Annotated in this window: 16 protein-coding genes and 1 riboswitch; of the genes, 11 read left to right on the top strand and 5 right to left on the bottom strand. The window is 74.0% G+C overall.

The window, feature by feature from the left end; translation table 11 throughout:
* Positions 1–18: 18 nt before the first annotated feature.
* On the top strand, positions 19–1,239 hold the full coding sequence (locus E0W78_RS07500; protein ID WP_131403244.1) for an MFS transporter: 1,221 nt from the start codon (positions 19–21) through the stop codon (positions 1,237–1,239).
* Here the strand turns inward: E0W78_RS07500 and E0W78_RS07495 are convergent.
* The 5 genes from E0W78_RS07495 to E0W78_RS07475 all read right to left on the bottom strand — a co-directional run bounded on the left by E0W78_RS07495 (position 1,209) and on the right by E0W78_RS07475 (position 7,158).
* Positions 1,209–1,790 (bottom strand): GNAT family protein, encoded by a 582-nt coding sequence (locus E0W78_RS07495; protein WP_242686272.1) that lies wholly within the window; start codon positions 1,788–1,790, stop codon positions 1,209–1,211. The genes E0W78_RS07500 and E0W78_RS07495 overlap by 31 nt on opposite strands.
* A gap of 130 nt (positions 1,791–1,920) precedes the next feature.
* Positions 1,921–3,354 carry an aminotransferase class V-fold PLP-dependent enzyme gene (locus tag E0W78_RS07490; protein WP_131403243.1) on the bottom strand — a complete coding sequence of 478 codons (1,434 nt, stop codon included), beginning with the start codon at positions 3,352–3,354 and terminating at the stop codon, positions 1,921–1,923.
* The gene (locus E0W78_RS07485; RefSeq protein ID WP_131403242.1) at positions 3,351–4,673 is read right to left on the bottom strand and encodes an MFS transporter; all 1,323 of its coding nucleotides are present in this window, start codon (positions 4,671–4,673) and stop codon (positions 3,351–3,353) included. The genes E0W78_RS07490 and E0W78_RS07485 overlap by 4 nt, the downstream gene beginning before the upstream one ends.
* Before the next feature lie 49 nt (positions 4,674–4,722).
* Positions 4,723–6,156: a trehalose-6-phosphate synthase gene (locus E0W78_RS07480; protein ID WP_131403241.1), complete on the bottom strand. Its 1,434-nt coding sequence runs from the start codon at positions 6,154–6,156 to the stop codon at positions 4,723–4,725.
* A gap of 9 nt (positions 6,157–6,165) precedes the next feature.
* Positions 6,166–7,158: a Gfo/Idh/MocA family oxidoreductase gene (locus E0W78_RS07475; protein ID WP_131403240.1), complete on the bottom strand. Its 993-nt coding sequence runs from the start codon at positions 7,156–7,158 to the stop codon at positions 6,166–6,168.
* Between the two features lie 109 nt (positions 7,159–7,267).
* Here E0W78_RS07475 and E0W78_RS07470 point away from each other — a divergent pair, with 109 nt between their 5' ends.
* From E0W78_RS07470 to E0W78_RS07430, 10 genes are all read left to right on the top strand, one after another.
* Entirely contained in the window at positions 7,268–7,555 is a 288-nt protein-coding gene (locus E0W78_RS07470; protein ID WP_019144742.1) for a DUF3263 domain-containing protein, read from the top strand.
* Positions 7,556–7,568: 13 nt separating this feature from the next.
* Positions 7,569–8,138 (top strand): LytR C-terminal domain-containing protein, encoded by a 570-nt coding sequence (locus tag E0W78_RS07465; RefSeq protein ID WP_131403239.1) that lies wholly within the window; start codon positions 7,569–7,571, stop codon positions 8,136–8,138.
* Between the two features lie 7 nt (positions 8,139–8,145).
* A complete protein-coding gene (gene otsB, locus E0W78_RS07460) occupies positions 8,146–8,949 on the top strand; it encodes a trehalose-phosphatase (RefSeq protein ID WP_131403238.1) in 804 nt (267 codons plus the stop codon).
* Between the two features lie 72 nt (positions 8,950–9,021).
* A riboswitch (SAM riboswitch) is annotated at positions 9,022–9,134 on the top strand.
* 16 nt (positions 9,135–9,150) lie between these two features.
* Entirely contained in the window at positions 9,151–10,413 is a 1,263-nt protein-coding gene (gene thrC, locus E0W78_RS07455; RefSeq protein ID WP_131403434.1) for a threonine synthase, read from the top strand.
* Positions 10,414–10,439: 26 nt separating this feature from the next.
* Complete coding sequence (locus E0W78_RS07450; protein ID WP_131403237.1) at positions 10,440–10,718, top strand: MoaD/ThiS family protein; 279 nt, start codon at positions 10,440–10,442, stop codon at positions 10,716–10,718.
* A gap of 112 nt (positions 10,719–10,830) precedes the next feature.
* Positions 10,831–11,031: a cold-shock protein gene (locus E0W78_RS07445; protein WP_131403236.1), complete on the top strand. Its 201-nt coding sequence runs from the start codon at positions 10,831–10,833 to the stop codon at positions 11,029–11,031.
* A 105-nt stretch (positions 11,032–11,136) separates the two neighbouring features.
* A complete protein-coding gene (locus E0W78_RS07440) occupies positions 11,137–12,945 on the top strand; it encodes a hypothetical protein (protein ID WP_131403235.1) in 1,809 nt (602 codons plus the stop codon).
* Positions 12,942–13,103, top strand: a complete 162-nt coding sequence (locus tag E0W78_RS16520) for a hypothetical protein (protein ID WP_165570439.1) — start codon at positions 12,942–12,944, stop codon at positions 13,101–13,103. The genes E0W78_RS07440 and E0W78_RS16520 overlap by 4 nt, the downstream gene beginning before the upstream one ends.
* The gene (locus E0W78_RS07435; protein WP_131403234.1) at positions 13,100–13,534 is read left to right on the top strand and encodes a hypothetical protein; all 435 of its coding nucleotides are present in this window, start codon (positions 13,100–13,102) and stop codon (positions 13,532–13,534) included. Before E0W78_RS16520 ends, E0W78_RS07435 begins: the two co-directional genes overlap by 4 nt.
* Positions 13,531–14,787, top strand: a complete 1,257-nt coding sequence (locus E0W78_RS07430) for a hypothetical protein (protein ID WP_131403233.1) — start codon at positions 13,531–13,533, stop codon at positions 14,785–14,787. The genes E0W78_RS07435 and E0W78_RS07430 overlap by 4 nt, the downstream gene beginning before the upstream one ends.
* Positions 14,788–14,927: the final 140 nt, after the last annotated feature.

Raw genomic sequence — 14,927 nt, 5'->3', positions numbered from 1 at the left:
CCCTAGGCTCGACGCGCTGTGTCAGCCGTCGCCGCCTACCGCGAGCTCCTGCGGATCGTCGGGCCCGCCTACGTCCTCGTAGCCTTCCTCGGGCGGGTTCCGCTCGCCATGAGCCAGATGGGCACCCTCGTCCTGGTCAGCGACGCGACCGACCGCTACGCGTACGGCGGCGCGGCCGCCGGCGTCCTGGCCGTCGCCAATGCCGTCGGCGCGCCGTTCTGGGGCACCCTGGCCGACCGTCACGGCCAGCGCGGCACGGTGCTCGTCCAGTCGCTCGCCGGCGCCGCCGCCCTCGTCGCGCTGGTCGCCGTGGCGGACGCGACCCCCTGGGTCCCGGTCGCCGTCTCCGGCCTGGCCGGCCTGTTCATCCCGCAGGTGGGCCCGCTCGCGCGGGTGCGCTGGCGTCCCATCGCCGAGGGCGCGGCCGCCGGACGCGGGAACGACCCGGCCTACCGGCGCACGGTCGTGGACGCCGCCTTCTCCTACGAGGGCGCGGCCGACGAGGCCTCGTTCGTGCTCGGGCCGGCGCTCATCGGCGTCCTGGCGTTCGTCGGGGAGCCGTCGGTCGCCCTGCTCGTGGGTGCCGGGCTGCTGGCCGTCTTCGGGACGCTGTTCGCCGTCCACCCCACCGCGGCGCTCACCAAGGTCGACCGCAGCGCGGTGCCGGCGACCGGACGCCTGCTCGTGCCCGCGTTCGTGCTGCTCGTCCTGGCCCAGGCATGGGTCGGCGTGCTGTTCGGCTCGGTGCAGACCGGCACGACCGCGCTGACCACCGCCGCGGGCGAGCCCGGCGTGGCCGGGCTGGTGCACGCGGTCCTCGGCGTCGGCAGCGTCGCGGCCGGGCTGACGATGGCCGCGGTCCCCGAGCGCATCGGCTACGCGACCCGCTCGCTGGTGGCGGCCGTGGCGCTGCTCGTGCTGGCCACCCCGCTGCCCGCCGTCGACACGATCACCCAGCTGGTGGTGGTCGTCCTGTTCCTCGGCCTCGCGGTGGCGCCCTACATGATCAGCAACTTCGCGCTGGCCGGGCAGATCGTGCCGGAGCACCGCATCGGGGCGGCCATGACGCTGCTGGCCGGCGCGACCGGGATCGGCTACGCCCTCGGGTCGTCGGTGGCCGGACGGCTCGCCGACGCGCACGGGCACACCGGGGCGTTCGTCGTCCCCGTGGCCACCGCCGTCCTGGCGGTGCTGACCGCCTTCGCCGGTCAGCGGGCGAGCCGGCGCTCCAGGGCCTGACGCGCGTCCGGCCACTCGGTGTCGAGCATCGAGAACAGGTGGGTGTCGCGCCACGAGCCGTCCCGGCGCTGCTTGTGCTTGCGCAGCACGCCCTCGCGGGTCGCGCCGAGCCGGGCGATGGCGGCCTGCGAGCGGTGGTTGTGCTCGTCGGTGTGCCAGACGACGCGGACGCAGCCGAGCTCGTCGAACGCGTGGCGCAGCAGCAGGAGCTTGGCCTCGGTGTTGATGCCGGTGCGCCAGAACCGCCGGCCGAGCCAGGTGAAGCCGATGGCGACGGTGCGGGCCGACTCGCTCACGTCGTAGTAGGACGTCATGCCCGCCACCTCCCCGCTGGCGCGGTCGACCTGCACCCAGGCGCGGTCCGGGAGGGCCATGGCGCGTGCGACCAGCGCCTCGGCGTCCTCGAGCGTGCGGGGGCGCGGCAGCGTCAGCCAGGCGAAGACCTCGTCGTCGTCGGCCGCGGCGAGCAGGCCGGCGGCGTGGTCGGGGCGCATCGGCACCAGCTCGACGTGGGTGCCGACGAGATGGGGGGTGACGTTCCAGTCGCTCACGCGGGCCAACCTACCCAGGCTGCTCCCCGCCTCCTCCCGAGGCTGCGGGTCGTCGCTGGGAGCGACGTCGTGCTCGCTCGCATCGGCGTGTCGCGTGCACGACGTCACGCCCAGCGCGGAGGGGAGGGCCTCAGCGGCTGAGCCGGTCGAGGAAGGCGACGAGCAGGGCCTCGCGCAGCGCCGGTGGGGCCACGTCCAGCAGGGCGTTGACCTCGGCCATGCGGCTGGGCGGGGCGAGCTCGCCCCCGTCGCCGGCGAGCCCGGCGACGGCCAGCAGCGCGTCGAGCGTGCCGTCGTCCAGGCTCGCCGGGTCGAGCGCCGCGGCGGCCTCGGCCAGGGCCGGATCGACCTGCACCGGGCCGGCGGCTACGGCCGCGGTCACGGACGACCGCAGGGCGTCCAGGAAGTCCGGGACGCCGGCCGCGGTCGCCGCGCTCACCGTGAGGTGGAGCGTGGCCGGCTGCCCGCCGAACCGCATCTGCGGCTGGACGTACCACCCGCGCTCGAGCATCTCGTCGCTGAGCGTGAAGACGTCCAGGGCCTCGTCGGTGGTCAGCGCCACGAGGGTGGAGTCCGGCCGGGACGCCAGCGCCAGGTGCGCGGTCGCCTCGATGCCGGCGACCAGGGCGTCCGTGCCCGCGAGCGCCACCCGGACGAGCTCGAGGTACCCCTCGTCGCCGATCGCCTGCACCGTCGCCCATGCCGCGGCGAGCGGGCCGCCGGACTTCGTCGACTGCATCGTGGCGTTGAGCATCGTGTAGCCGGGCCAGTCGGCGCTCGCGAAGTACTGGCTGCGGCGCAGCGCCGGCGTGCGGTGCAGCAGCAGCGAGACGCCCTTGGGCGCGTAGGCGTACTTGTGCAGGTCGACCGAGATGCTCGTGACGCCCTCGACCGCGAAGTTCCAGGCGGGCACGTCGCGGCCGAGCCGCTGCGCCCAGGGCAGCACCCAGCCGCCGATGCAGGCGTCGACGTGGCAGCGCAGGCCGCGCTCGGCGGCGAGCGCCGCGACCTCGGCGACCGGGTCGACGACGCCATGGGCGTACGACGGGGCGCTCACCGCGACCAGCACCACGCGTCCGGCGTGCTCGTCGAGCGCCGCCCGCGTCGCGTCCACGTCGGCGCGGTGGGTCGCCGGGTCGACCGGCACGGCCACCCGCTCCACGCCGAAGTAGTGGGACGCCTTGGCGAACGCGGCGTGCGCGGTGCTCGGCACGACCATCACCGGACGCTCGACGCCGGGGTGGGCGTCGCGGGCGGACTGGACGGCCAGGAGCACCGACTCGGTGCCGCCGGACGTCGCCGTGCCGACGACCGAGCCGGGTCCGTGCAGCAGCGTCCGGGCGAAGCCGACCAGGTCGCGCTCCATCGCCAGCAGGCTGGGGAAGGCGGTCGGGTCGAGCCCGTTGGTCGAGGCGTACGCCGCCAGCGCCTCCTTGGCCAGCACGTCGACGTCGGCCAGCCCGGAGTCGTAGACGTAGGCGAGCGTGCGTCCGCCGTGCGTAGGCAGGTCGCCGGCCCGCAACGTCTCGAGCCGGGCGCGGATCTCGTCGTGGGGCATCGTCATCGGGTCTCCTCGTCGAGGTGATAGCGGCGCAGCCAGAGCAGGCCGGCGGCGACGAGCACGGCCGGCACGACCGAGAACCCGATCGCGATGGCGTCCAGCGCGCTGTCGGGCTGCACGGCGTCGCCGTCGGTGCTCGAGACGTAGCCGCCGAGCGCCAGCACGAGCGCGAACAGGCCCGGTCCGAGGGCGAGGCCGAGCGTCTCGCCCGCGGTCCACACGCCGGTGTAGACGCCGACGCGGTTCTCGCCGGTGCGCTCGGCGTCGCGGGCCGCGGCGTCCGGCAGCATCGCCATGGGGAACACCTGCGCCCCGGCGTAGCCGACGCCCACGAGCACGGCCGCGGCGTAGGCCCAGCCGGCCTCGCCGGTGCGGGTGGTCAGCAGCGCCAGGGCACCGAGCGCGAGCAGCGCCGAGCTGAGCACGTAGCCTGACTTCTTGCCCCGCGTGCGGGCGTAGCGCTCCCACAGCGGCGTCACGAGGATCGCCGGCCCGACGAACGCCGCGAACAGGAAGGTCGACGCGGCGGTCGACTCCAGCAGGTCGTCGGCCACGTAGGCGACGCCGGCGAGCAGCGCGCCGACGCCGAGCGCCTGCACCACGAAGCAGGTCAGCAGCGCGCGGAAGTCCCGGGCGTGCGCCACGACGCGCAGCTGCTCGCGCAGGGTGCCGGACGACTCCTCGGTGCGGGTCTGCGGGGCGTCCCGCGTGCCCCACCAGGCGCCGACGACGCCGACGGCCAGCAGCAGCCCGACGTACACGCCCATGAGCCGGTAGCCCGCGGTCGTCTCCTCGCCACCGAAGGCGTTGACCACCATGGGTGCCGTGGCGCCGCTGACCAGGATCGCCAGCGCCAGCACCGCGACGCGCCAGCTCATGAGCCGGGTGCGCTCGTCGTAGTCGGACGTCATCTCGGCCGGCATCGCCACGTACGGCACCTGGAAGAACGCGTACGCCGTGGCACAGGCCAGGAACGCCAGGACGACGTAGGCGCCGCCCAGCCAGGCGGGCGACGTCGGCCCGGCGAACAGCAGCGCGAAGCACGCCGCGAGGGCCAGCCCACCGCGCAGCAGGAACGGACGGCGACGCCCGGCCGGGTGGGTCGAGCGGTCGCTGATGCGTCCGGCCAGCGGGTTCAGCACGACGTCCCACGCCTTCGGGACGAGCACGATCGCGCCGGCCGCCACGGCGGCGATGCCGAGGTGGTCGGTGAGGTAGGGGAGCAGCAGCAGGCCCGGGACGGTGCCGAACGTGCCGGTCGCGACGCTGCCCAGCGCGTAGCCGCGGCGCACGCCCGGTGCGAGCGGCTCGGTGGTGGTCATGCGCCGGAGGCTAGCGGCCGGGGGAGTCAGCCCGGCCGCGTCCCGGCGGTCAGGACACGCTGGCCGGGCGGGGGTTCTTGTCGTGCGAGCCGACCTCGCTGAGCTCCTGCAGGAAGGTGCGGGCCCAGCGCTCGATGTCGTGCTCCATGACGTGCTTGCGCATCGCCTTCATGCGCTTGCCGTTCTCGCGCTCGCCGGCCTCCATGGCCTGCAGCAGCGCCGCCTTGGTGCCGTTGATGTCGTACGGGTTGACCAGGTACGCCTGCTTGAGCTCGGCGGCGGCACCGGCGAACTCGCTCAGCACCAGCGCGCCCTGGTCGTCGTAGCGGCAGGCCACGTACTCCTTGGCCACCAGGTTCATGCCGTCGCGCAGCGGGGTGACCACCATGACGTCCGCCGCCCGGTACAGCGCGGCCATCTCCTCGCGCGGGTAGGACGCGTGCAGGTACTGGACGGGCTGCTGGCCGATCTTGCCCACGTCGCCGTTGATGCGTCCGACCAGCCGGTCGATGTCGTCGCGCAGGATGCGGTACTGGTCGACCCGCTCGCGCGAGGGCGTCGCGACCTGGACGAACACGGCGTCGTCGAGGTCGACCGACCCGTCGCGGACGAGCTCGCCGAAGGCGCGGATGCGCTGGCGCAGCCCCTTGGTGTAGTCGAGCCGGTCGATGCCCAGCAGCACCTTGCGCGGGTTGCCCAGGCTGGCGCGGATCTCGGCCGCACGCCGGGTGACCCGTTCGGAGCGGGCGAGGTCCTCGAAGCCCTGGGCGTCGATCGAGATCGGGTAGGCCTTGGCCAGCACGCCGCGTCCGTCGGGCAGGTAGACCATGTCGCGGTGCGTCTTGTGGCCCACGCGCTGGCGCACGAGCCGGACGAAGTTCTGGGCCGCGCCGGGCAGCTGGAAGCCCACGAGGTCGGCACCGAGCAGCCCCTCGAGGATCTGGCGGCGCCACGGCAGCTGCTGGAACAGCTCGGTGGGCGGGAAGGGGATGTGCAGGAAGAAGCCGATGCGCAGGTCGGGGCGCAGCTCGCGCAGCATCGTCGGGACGAGCTGCAGCTGGTAGTCCTGCACCCACACGACGGCGCCCTGGGCGGCCTCCTCGGCGGCGCGCTCGGCGAAGCGCCGGTTCACCGCGACGTAGGAGTCCCACCACTCACGACGGAAGGCCGGGGGGGCGACGACGTCGTGGTACAGCGGCCACAGCGTGGCGTTGGAGAAGCCCTCGTAGTACTCCTCGACCTCCTGCGACGACAGCGGCACCGGCACCAGGTGCAGGCCGTCGTCGTCGAACGGCTCGAGCGTCTCGTCGGGGGCGCCGTGCCAGCCGATCCAGGCGCCGCCCTGGCTCTTCATCACCGGCTCGAGCGCGGTGACCAGGCCACCGGGGGACTTGCGCCATGCGACCGTCCCGTCCGCGAGCACGTCGCGGTCGACGGGAAGCCGGTTGGCGATCACCACGAACTCTGCACCGGACGACGCCATGACCCGACCCTATCGACTCGTCGCGGAGCCCGCAGCGGCGGCGATCTGGGCCCGGATGGCGTCCATCTGGCCGAGGATCGCGACCGTCTCGTCGAGCGGCAGCAGGGCGGACTCGGTCTCGCCCCGGCGCAGGCAGGCCGCCACCTCGGCGACCTCGTGCGCGTAGCCGTACCCGGTGACCGGGGCGGTGAGCGTCTCGACCTCGCCGTTGCTCGTGTAGGTGGCGGACGTCGGGTGGTGCATCGGCGCGTTGATCTCGATGCGTCCGTCGGAGCCCGCGACCGAGGCGCGGCTGTCGGACTGGGTGACCTGCGACCACGAGATGGTCGCGACCGCGCCCGACGCGTAGGTGAGCGTCGCGCCGCCGGTCAGGTCGAAGCCGTGCTCGGACAGCGTGCCGTCGGCGGTGATGCGCTCGGGCGCACCGAGGACGAGGTGGGCGAAGGTCAGCGGGTAGATGCCGACGTCGAGCAGCGCGCTGGCACCCAGGCTCGGGTCCCACAGGCGCGACTTGCCGCCGGCGACGAAGCCCAGGTCGGCGCGCAGCTGGCGCACCTCGCCGAGCGAGCCGGACTCGACCATCTCCAGCACGCGGCGCACGAGCGGGTGGACGCGCATCCACATCGCCTCGGCCAGGAACAGCTTCTTCTCGCGCGCGGTCTCGACCAGGCGGCGGGCGTCGGGCTCGTCGAGGGTGAGCGCCTTCTCGCACAGCACGGCCTTGCCGTGCTCCAGGCACATGAGCGCGTCCTCGAGGTGGCGTCCGTGCGGAGTCGCCACGTAGACGACGTCGACGTCGGGGTCGGCGGCCAGCTCCTCGTAGGAGCCGTGTGCGCGGGCGACGCCGAACCGGTCGGCGAAGGCCTGGGCGGACTCGAGCCGACGCGAGCCGACGGCGGCCAGCTCGTTGCCCGGGACGAGGGGGACGTCGGCGGCGAGCTTCTCGGCGATCGCGCCGGTGGCGAGGATGCCCCAGCGCACGGGGGTGGTGTCGGTGGTCACCGGCTCAGTATGGCCACGGTGCGGGGCCGCGGCACGCCGGGAGCGGTCCCGTGGACCGGCCCGACCGGATGAATGACACGCCTGTCATTCATGCCGTACCATCGTGCGCATGAGCGCTGTGGAGAAGGCCGTGGTCGAGCCGACGACGTCGCTGTCCGAGCGTGACCGCGAGATCCTCGCGATGGAGCGTCAGTGGTGGAAGTACGCGGGGGCCAAGGAGCAGACCATCCGCGAGAAGTTCGACATGTCCGCCACCCGGTACTACCAGGTGCTCAACGCGCTCATCGACACCGAGGAGGCTCTGGCGTTCGACCCGCTGCTGGTCAAGCGCCTGCGCCGCGTGCGCGAGCAGCGTCAGCGCACGCGCTCGGCCCGCCGCCTCGGCTTCGACGCCTGAGGCTGCGCCTGCGGTGGACCATCGTCGGACGCCGACCCGTCGCGCGGTCATCCTGCCGAGCTGGCTGATCGTCGGCACGGCCCTGCTGCTCGCCGCCGCGGCCGCCTACCTCGTGGTGACGCTGCTGGACGACGACGAGTCGGGCTCGCCGCGACCCGCCGCCAGCGCGTCGCCCACCGCGGCCCCCACGTCGAGCCCCGCACCGAGCGAGGTGCCGACGCCCAGCCCCACGCCGTCGCCCTCCCCGAGCCCGTCGCCCACGCCGAGCCCGAGCCCCAGCCCGAGCGAGACGCCGTCGGCCGAGCCCGAGCCGGCCCGTGACGTCCCGGTCGTCGTGTTCAACAACACCGGTCGCAGCGGCCTGGCCGCCGAGTACGCCGGTCGCGCCCGCGGCGCCGGCTGGACGGTCGAGGGCGTCGGCAACTGGCGGGGCAGCATCCCGAGCAGCACCGTCTACCACCCGGCCGGGCAGCGCGCCGCGGCCGAACGGCTCGCCCGCGACCTCGGCCTCGACCGGGTCCGCGAGCGCGTGGCGCCGATGCGGGCGGACCGCCTGACGGTCGTCCTGTCCGGCACGCGATGATCGACCCATGCCCGATGCGCTGACCCGTCGTGACGCCGTGCTGTCCGATCCCGCAGGAACCCTGCTCGGCCTGGACTTCGACGGCACGCTGTCCCACATCGTCGACGACCCGACCCGCGCCTACGCCCACCCGGGCTCGGTCGCGGCGCTGCAGCGGCTCGGTCGCGTGCTCGGCCAGGTCGCGATCGTCACCGGCCGTCCGGTCGCCCAGGCGCTCGAGCTCGGCGGCTTCCTGGGCCTGGAGGGCCTGGAGAACCTGCGCATCATGGGCCAGTACGGCGCCGAGCGCTGGTCGGCCGCCGACGGCCCGGTGCAGGACGTCGTCGCGCCCGAGGCGGTCGCCGCAGTCGTCGCCGCGCTGCCCGGCTGGCTGGCCGAGCACGGCGCCCAGGCGGCCCGCATCGAGGACAAGGGCCTCGCCGTCGCGGTCCACACGCGCGGCCTGCCCGAGGACGTCCTGCCCGAGCTCGGCGCCCCGCTGACCGCGCTGGCCGAGCAGCACGGCCTCCAGGTCGAGCACGGCCGCCAGGTCGTGGAGCTGCGCCAGCCCGGCGTCGACAAGGGCGACGCCCTGCGCGCCCTCGTCGCGGAGACCGGCGCCCGCCAGGTGGTCTTCGGCGGCGACGACCTCGGCGACCTGCCGGCCTTCGACGCCGTCGACGCCCTCCGCGAGGAGGGGCTCGGCGGTCTGCTGCTGTGCTCGGCGTCGGCCGAGCAGGACGCGTTGGTGGCGCGCTCGGACGTCGTCCTGGACGGCCCGGACGCCGTCGCCCAGTGGCTGACGGACCTCGCCGACGACCTCGGCGCCTGACCCTGTCTCACCGATTCGTCCACGATCCGGACGCTCGTTGCACATCGTGAGACACCCGCTCTACGCTCGTCCCGTTCATCAAGAGGAGCAGAGGGACCCGGCCCGCTGAAGCTCCAGCAACCAGCTCGACCACGAGCCAGGTGCTACCTCCGGCCCCGGCGACGGTCGTCGGGGGCAGATGACGGGAGTCCTGTCGTGACCATCGGCGCGTCCATCACCAAGCCCGCCCCCCGCACCGGAGCCTTCGGCCCCGCGACCCACCTGGCCTGTCGCGAGTGCGGCCACCGCACGGAGCTCGGCCCGCACTACGCGTGCACCGAGTGCTTCGGCCCGCTTGAGGTCGGCTACGAGTTCGGCACCGTGACCCGCGAGCAGATCGAGGCCGGCCCGCGCAGCATCTGGCGCTACCGCTCGCTGCTCCCCGTGCCCGACGACGTGGCGACCTTCCCCAACACCGACCCCGGCTTCACCCGCCTGGTGAAGGCCGACAACCTGGCCCGCGAGCTGGGCATGCGCTCGCTGTGGGTCAAGGACGACTCGGGCAACCCCACGCACTCGTTCAAGGACCGCGTCGTGGCCGTCGCGCTGGCCGCCGCCCGCGAGCTGGGCTTCACCGTCCTGGCCTGTCCGTCGACGGGCAACCTGGCCAACGCGGTCGCGGCCGCCTCGGCCCGCGCCGGCATCCGCGGCGTCGTGTTCATCCCCTCCAACCTCGAGCAGGCCAAGGTGCTGACCAGCGCCGTCTACGGCGGCGCGCTCGTGGCCGTCGACGGCAACTACGACGACGTCAACAAGCTGGCCAGCGAGATCGCGGGGGAGGAGCCGGACTGGGCCTTCGTCAACGTCAACGTGCGGCCCTACTACGCCGAGGGCTCCAAGACGCTCGGCTACGAGATCGCCGAGCAGCTCGGCTGGCGCCTGCCCGAGCAGGTCGTCATCCCGGTGGCGTCCGGCTCGCAGCTGACCAAGGTCGACAAGGCGTTCGGCGAGCTCGGCGACCTCGGCCTGGTCGAGCCGACGCCGTACAAGGTGTTCGGCGCCCAGGCCACGGGCTGCTCGCCGGTGGCGGCGGCCTACAAGTCCGGCCACGACGTCGTCCGCCCGGTGAAGCCCGACACCATCGCCAAGTCGCTGGCCATCGGCAACCCCGCCGACGGCCCGTACGTCCTGGACGTCACGCGGCGCACCGGCGGCAGCGTCGAGGACGTCAGCGAGGACGAGATCCGCGACGGCATCGCGCTGCTGGCCCGTACCGAGGGCATCTTCGCCGAGACCGCCGGCGGTGTCACCGTCGCGACGCTCAAGAAGCTGCTCGCCACCCGCCAGCTCGACCCGGACGCCGAGACCGTCGTCCTCAACACCGGCGACGGCCTGAAGACGCTCGACGCGATCGCCGACCGGGTCGGCCCCACCGTCACGATCCCGCCGTCGTACGACGCCTTCGTCGCCACCGGCATCGCCTGAAACCCCACCGAGGAGAGAGAACGACCGTGAGCGTCAGCGTCCGCATCCCGACCATCCTGCGCAGCTACACCGGCGACGACTCGACCGTCAGCGCCGACGGCGCGACCCTGTCCGAGGTCGTGGACTCGCTGGAGTCCAGCTACCCGGGCATCAAGGCGCGCATCGTCGACGAGGACGGCGCGCTGCGCCGCTTCGTCAACATCTACGTCGCCGAGGAGGACGTCCGCTTCGCCGAGGGCCTGGCCACGGCGACCCCGGACGGCACCCAGATCTCGATCATCCCCGCGGTCGCCGGCGGCTGCTGAGACCGTCCTCACGTCCCGTTCTCCGGGCTCACGGGGGCTGCTGGGCGGCGTGTACGCTCAGCGGTGATCAGGGCTGCCGGGCAGGGGAGTCCGACGACACGCAGGAGTGCGCATGGTGCAGGGCACCGTCAAGTGGTTCAACGCCGACAAGGGCTACGGCTTCATCGCCGTCGAGGGTGAGGACGACGTGTTCGTCCACTGGTCCAAGATCACCATCGACGGCTACAAGACGCTCGAGGACGGCCAGGCGGTCAGCTTCGAGGTCGTCGCCGGCCCCAAGGGCCGTGAGGCCCACGAGGTCAAGCCCGGCTGAGTCTTCGCGAGGAGGGTCCGACACCCGTCGGGCCCTCCTCGCGCGTCCGGCCTGCGGACGAACGTGACACTTGCGATGTCACATGACCGATGTCATCATCGGGGCATGACGTACGACATCGTGGCCGCGTCCACGGCCCCCACCGGCGGCGCCGCCCTCGACCAGGTCGTCGGGCTCAGCGTCGCGGCGGCCGTCATCACCGCGGTGCTCGGCGTGCTCGCCTGGCAGCACCGCACCCACCGCTCGGACTGGCTCGAGCGCGTCGGCGACCGGCTCGGGGCCCGCATGCGCCAGCCCGGCTGGGTCGCCGTGCCGGTGGTCATCGTCGGCGCCTCGCTCATCGTCGCCCTGCTGGGCTACATGTGGGACGTCGCGCTGCACGCCGGCCGCGGTCGCGACGAGGGCCCGCTCGCCAACCCCGCGCACTACCTGATCCTCTACGGGCTGTTCGCGATCTTCCTGGCCGGCATGGTCGCGGTGGTCTACAGCCGTCGCGGCGAGCGTCCCGGCCCGGCGGCCGTCCGGATCACCCGGCACTGGTACGCGCCGGTCGCCGGCCTCTACATCGCCGGCTGCGGCCTGTACGCCCTCATCGGCTTCCCGTTGGACGACGTCTGGCACCGCCTGTTCGGCCAGGACGTCACGCTGTGGGGCCCCACGCACCTCATGCTCATCGGCGGCGCCGGTCTGGCCACCGCCGGCATCGTCCTGCTCGTCCGCGAGGGCGAGCTGTCCGGGCAGAGCGAGCCGATGCCGCCGCGCGTCCGCTACGTCCTGCTGTCGATCGCGTTCGGCGCCCTGCTCATCGGCCTGTCGGTCTTCCAGGGCGAGTTCGACTTCGGCATCGCGCAGTTCCGCCTGGTCTTCGCCCCGTTCCTCATCGTCATCGCCGCCGGCGTGAGCCTGGTGGCGGCCCGGATCTACGTGGGCCCGGGTGCGGCGGTCGTGGCGGCGGTCTTCTTCCTGGTGATGCGCGGCCTCGTCTCGCTGGTCGTCGGCGAGGTGCTGGGCCAGGCCCACCACGTCTTCCCGCTGTACCTGGGCATGGCGCTCGTGGTGGAGCTGGTCGCGCTGACGGCGCTGGCCCGCCGTCCGCTCCTGCTCGGCGCGGTCGCCGGCCTGGCCCTCGGCACGGTCGGCCTGGCCACCGAGCTGCTCTGGAACGACCGCTTCTTCGCCTTCGACTGGACCCGCGGCATGTGGGCCGAGGGCCTGGCCATGGCCGTCCCGACCGCGGTGGCCGCCGGCCTGTGCGGCGCGCTGTTCGCGCTGGGCCTGCAGGGCCGCCTGCCCGCGCGGCCGGTCAGCGCCTCGATCGTCGTCGGCTCGCTGGCCGTCGTCTCGCTCGGCGTGGCCAACGGACTGTGGGCCACCGTCCCGGACGACGCGGAGGTCGCCATCACCACGACGCCGGCCGGCACCGCTTCCGAGCCCGAGGTGCGGGTGCAGGTCGAGCTGCCCGAGGGCCTGGTCGACGACGACCCGACCTGGGTGCAGGTCACGGCCTGGCAGGGCGGTGGCGCCGGCGTCGTGACCGACGCGCTCGAGCACGTCGGCGGCACCACCTGGGCGTCCACCAGGCCGGTTCCCGTCGGCGGCACCTGGAAGACGCTGCTCCGCGTCCAGGACGGCCGGATGCTCACCGCGGCGCCGATCTTCATGCCGGCCGACCCCGCGATCGACGCCGAGGAGATCCCGGTCCAGGCCGAGGCGACCCGGGCGCTCGGCCCCGAGATCGACCTGCTGCAGCGCGAGCGCACCAGCGACCACCCCGCCTGGACGTGGGCCCTGGCCAACGCGGTCGTCCTGCTGTGCAGCCTGGCCATGATCGCCGGCATCTGCTGGTCGGTCGGCCGGGTGGCGTCGCGCATCGAGGGCTCGGCCGCCCGTCCGGCCGAGCGCGTGGACGCGTGACCCCGGAGGTCCTGCTCGCGCACCACGCGGCGCTGGTCGCCGTGCCGGCGGTGCTGCCCGCCGTCATCCTGGCCGGGGTCGTGCTCTGGATCGTCCGCAGGGACCGCCGCGAGCAGGCCGAGGCCGACCGTCCCGACGACACCCTGGAGGACCGATGAGGATTCCCGTCGCCCTGGCCGCCGCCGCCCTGACCCTGGGCCTGGCCGGCTGCGCCGAGGACGAGCCGACCGCCGACGCGACGGGCGCGCCCACGACGTCCGCGTCGTCGGAGCCCGCCCCGACAGCCACCGAGCCGTCCGAGCCGTCCGAGCCCGCCATGCCCGAGGGCGTCGTCGTCGACGTGACGATCGCCGGCGGCGAGGTGACGCCGCAGGGCGACCGGGTCGAGGTCGAGGTCGGCGAGCCCGTCACGCTGCGGGTCACCAGCGACGAGGCCGACGAGATCCACGTCCACAGCGACCCGGAGCACTCGCTCGAGGTCGAGGCGGGCACGCCCGGCGAGCTGACGTTCACCGTCGACCGGCCCGGCCAGGTCGCGGTCGAGTCGCACCACCTCGACGTCACGATCGTCCAGCTCGTCGCGCGGTGATCGGTCCACTCGCGGCCCACGGCATCGGCGGTCCCACCGACCTGCCCATCCCGCTGGTCTACGCCGTCACCGGCGGCGCCTGGGCGCTGACGGCGACCTTCGCGGTCGTCGCCCTGGCGTGGCGCCGGCCGCGCTACGACCCCGGCCCGGTGCCCGAGCCGCCCGCGCGCCGTCCGTGGCTGGCGGTGGTCGGGGCGCTGCTCGCCGCGTGGTGGCTCGGCGCGCTGTTCCTCGGGCCGGACGAGTCCAACCCGGGCGTCGGCGCGCTGTACGTGCTGGTCTGGGTGGGCCTCGTGCCGCTCGCCCTGGCCGTCGGCCACGTGTGGCGCGACCTGTCGCCGTGGCGCAGCGTCCAGGCCCTCGTCGGCCGTGCGACCGGACGTCCGGACGGCTTCGTGCGCTACCCGGCGTGTCTGGGCTACTGGCCCGCCGCGCTCGGCCTGCTCGCCTTCGTCCAGCTCGAGCTCGTGTGGCCGGGTGCGGGCGACGCGGCGGACGTGCGGGTGTGGGTCGCGGGGTACGTCCTCGTGACGCTGGTCGGCGGCGTGCTCATGGGCCCGCGCTGGTTCGACCGCGCCGACCCGTTCGACGTCTACAGCGCCCTGGTCGCGCGGCTGTCGCCGTTCGTCCGCGACGGACGCTGGTCGCTGCACGACCCGCTGCGCACGCTCGCGCAGGTGCCGGTCGCGCCCGGCCTGGTCGCGGTGCTCGCCGTGCTGCTCGGCTCGACCGCCTTCGACTCCTTCTCGGCCACGCCCGGGTGGCAGGCGCGCTCGCACGCGGCCGGCGTGGACGCCCTCGTGCTCGTCGCCTTCTGCCTCGTCGTGGGGTTGCTGTTCACCGCCGCCGCCATGGCCACGGGCGGGGTCGACGCACGCCGTCGCCGGGCGCTGCCCGGCGAGCTCGCCCACTCGCTCGTCCCCATCGCCGTCGGCTACGTCGTGGCGCACTACCTGAGCTACCTGGTCGAGAAGGGCCAGGGCGTCGTGCTCGGCCTGCTCGACCCGTTCGGGCGCGGCTGGCAGCCGCTCGGCGACCCGGGCACCGCGTACGTCCTCAGCGACCGTCCCGGGCTGCTCGCGACGCTCAAGGTGGCGGCCGTCGTGACCGGTCACGTGCTCGCCGTGCTGGCCGCCCACGACCGGGCGATCGCCCTGCTGCCCGAGCGGAACCGGCTTACCGGCCAGCTCGCGATGATGCTGCTCATGGTGGCCTACACCTTCGCCGGGCTGTACCTGCTGCTGTCGGTCTGAGGCGCTTGCACTCGCCGGGGGCGAGTGCCAAGATCTGGGTTAGCACTCGTATATTGAGAGTGCTAGCAAGACTCCGGCCGGGCCGGTGAGGCTGTACGCCCAGGCGAGCAGGGTTCGCCGACAGCACGCAGTCGTCCGTC

It is taken from the genome of Aeromicrobium sp. IC_218, from assembly GCF_004336805.1.
GTDB lineage: Bacteria > Actinomycetota > Actinomycetes > Propionibacteriales > Nocardioidaceae > Aeromicrobium.
Note: the sequence above shows the minus strand (reverse complement) of the source record. Positions and strands in the feature narration are given on the sequence as shown.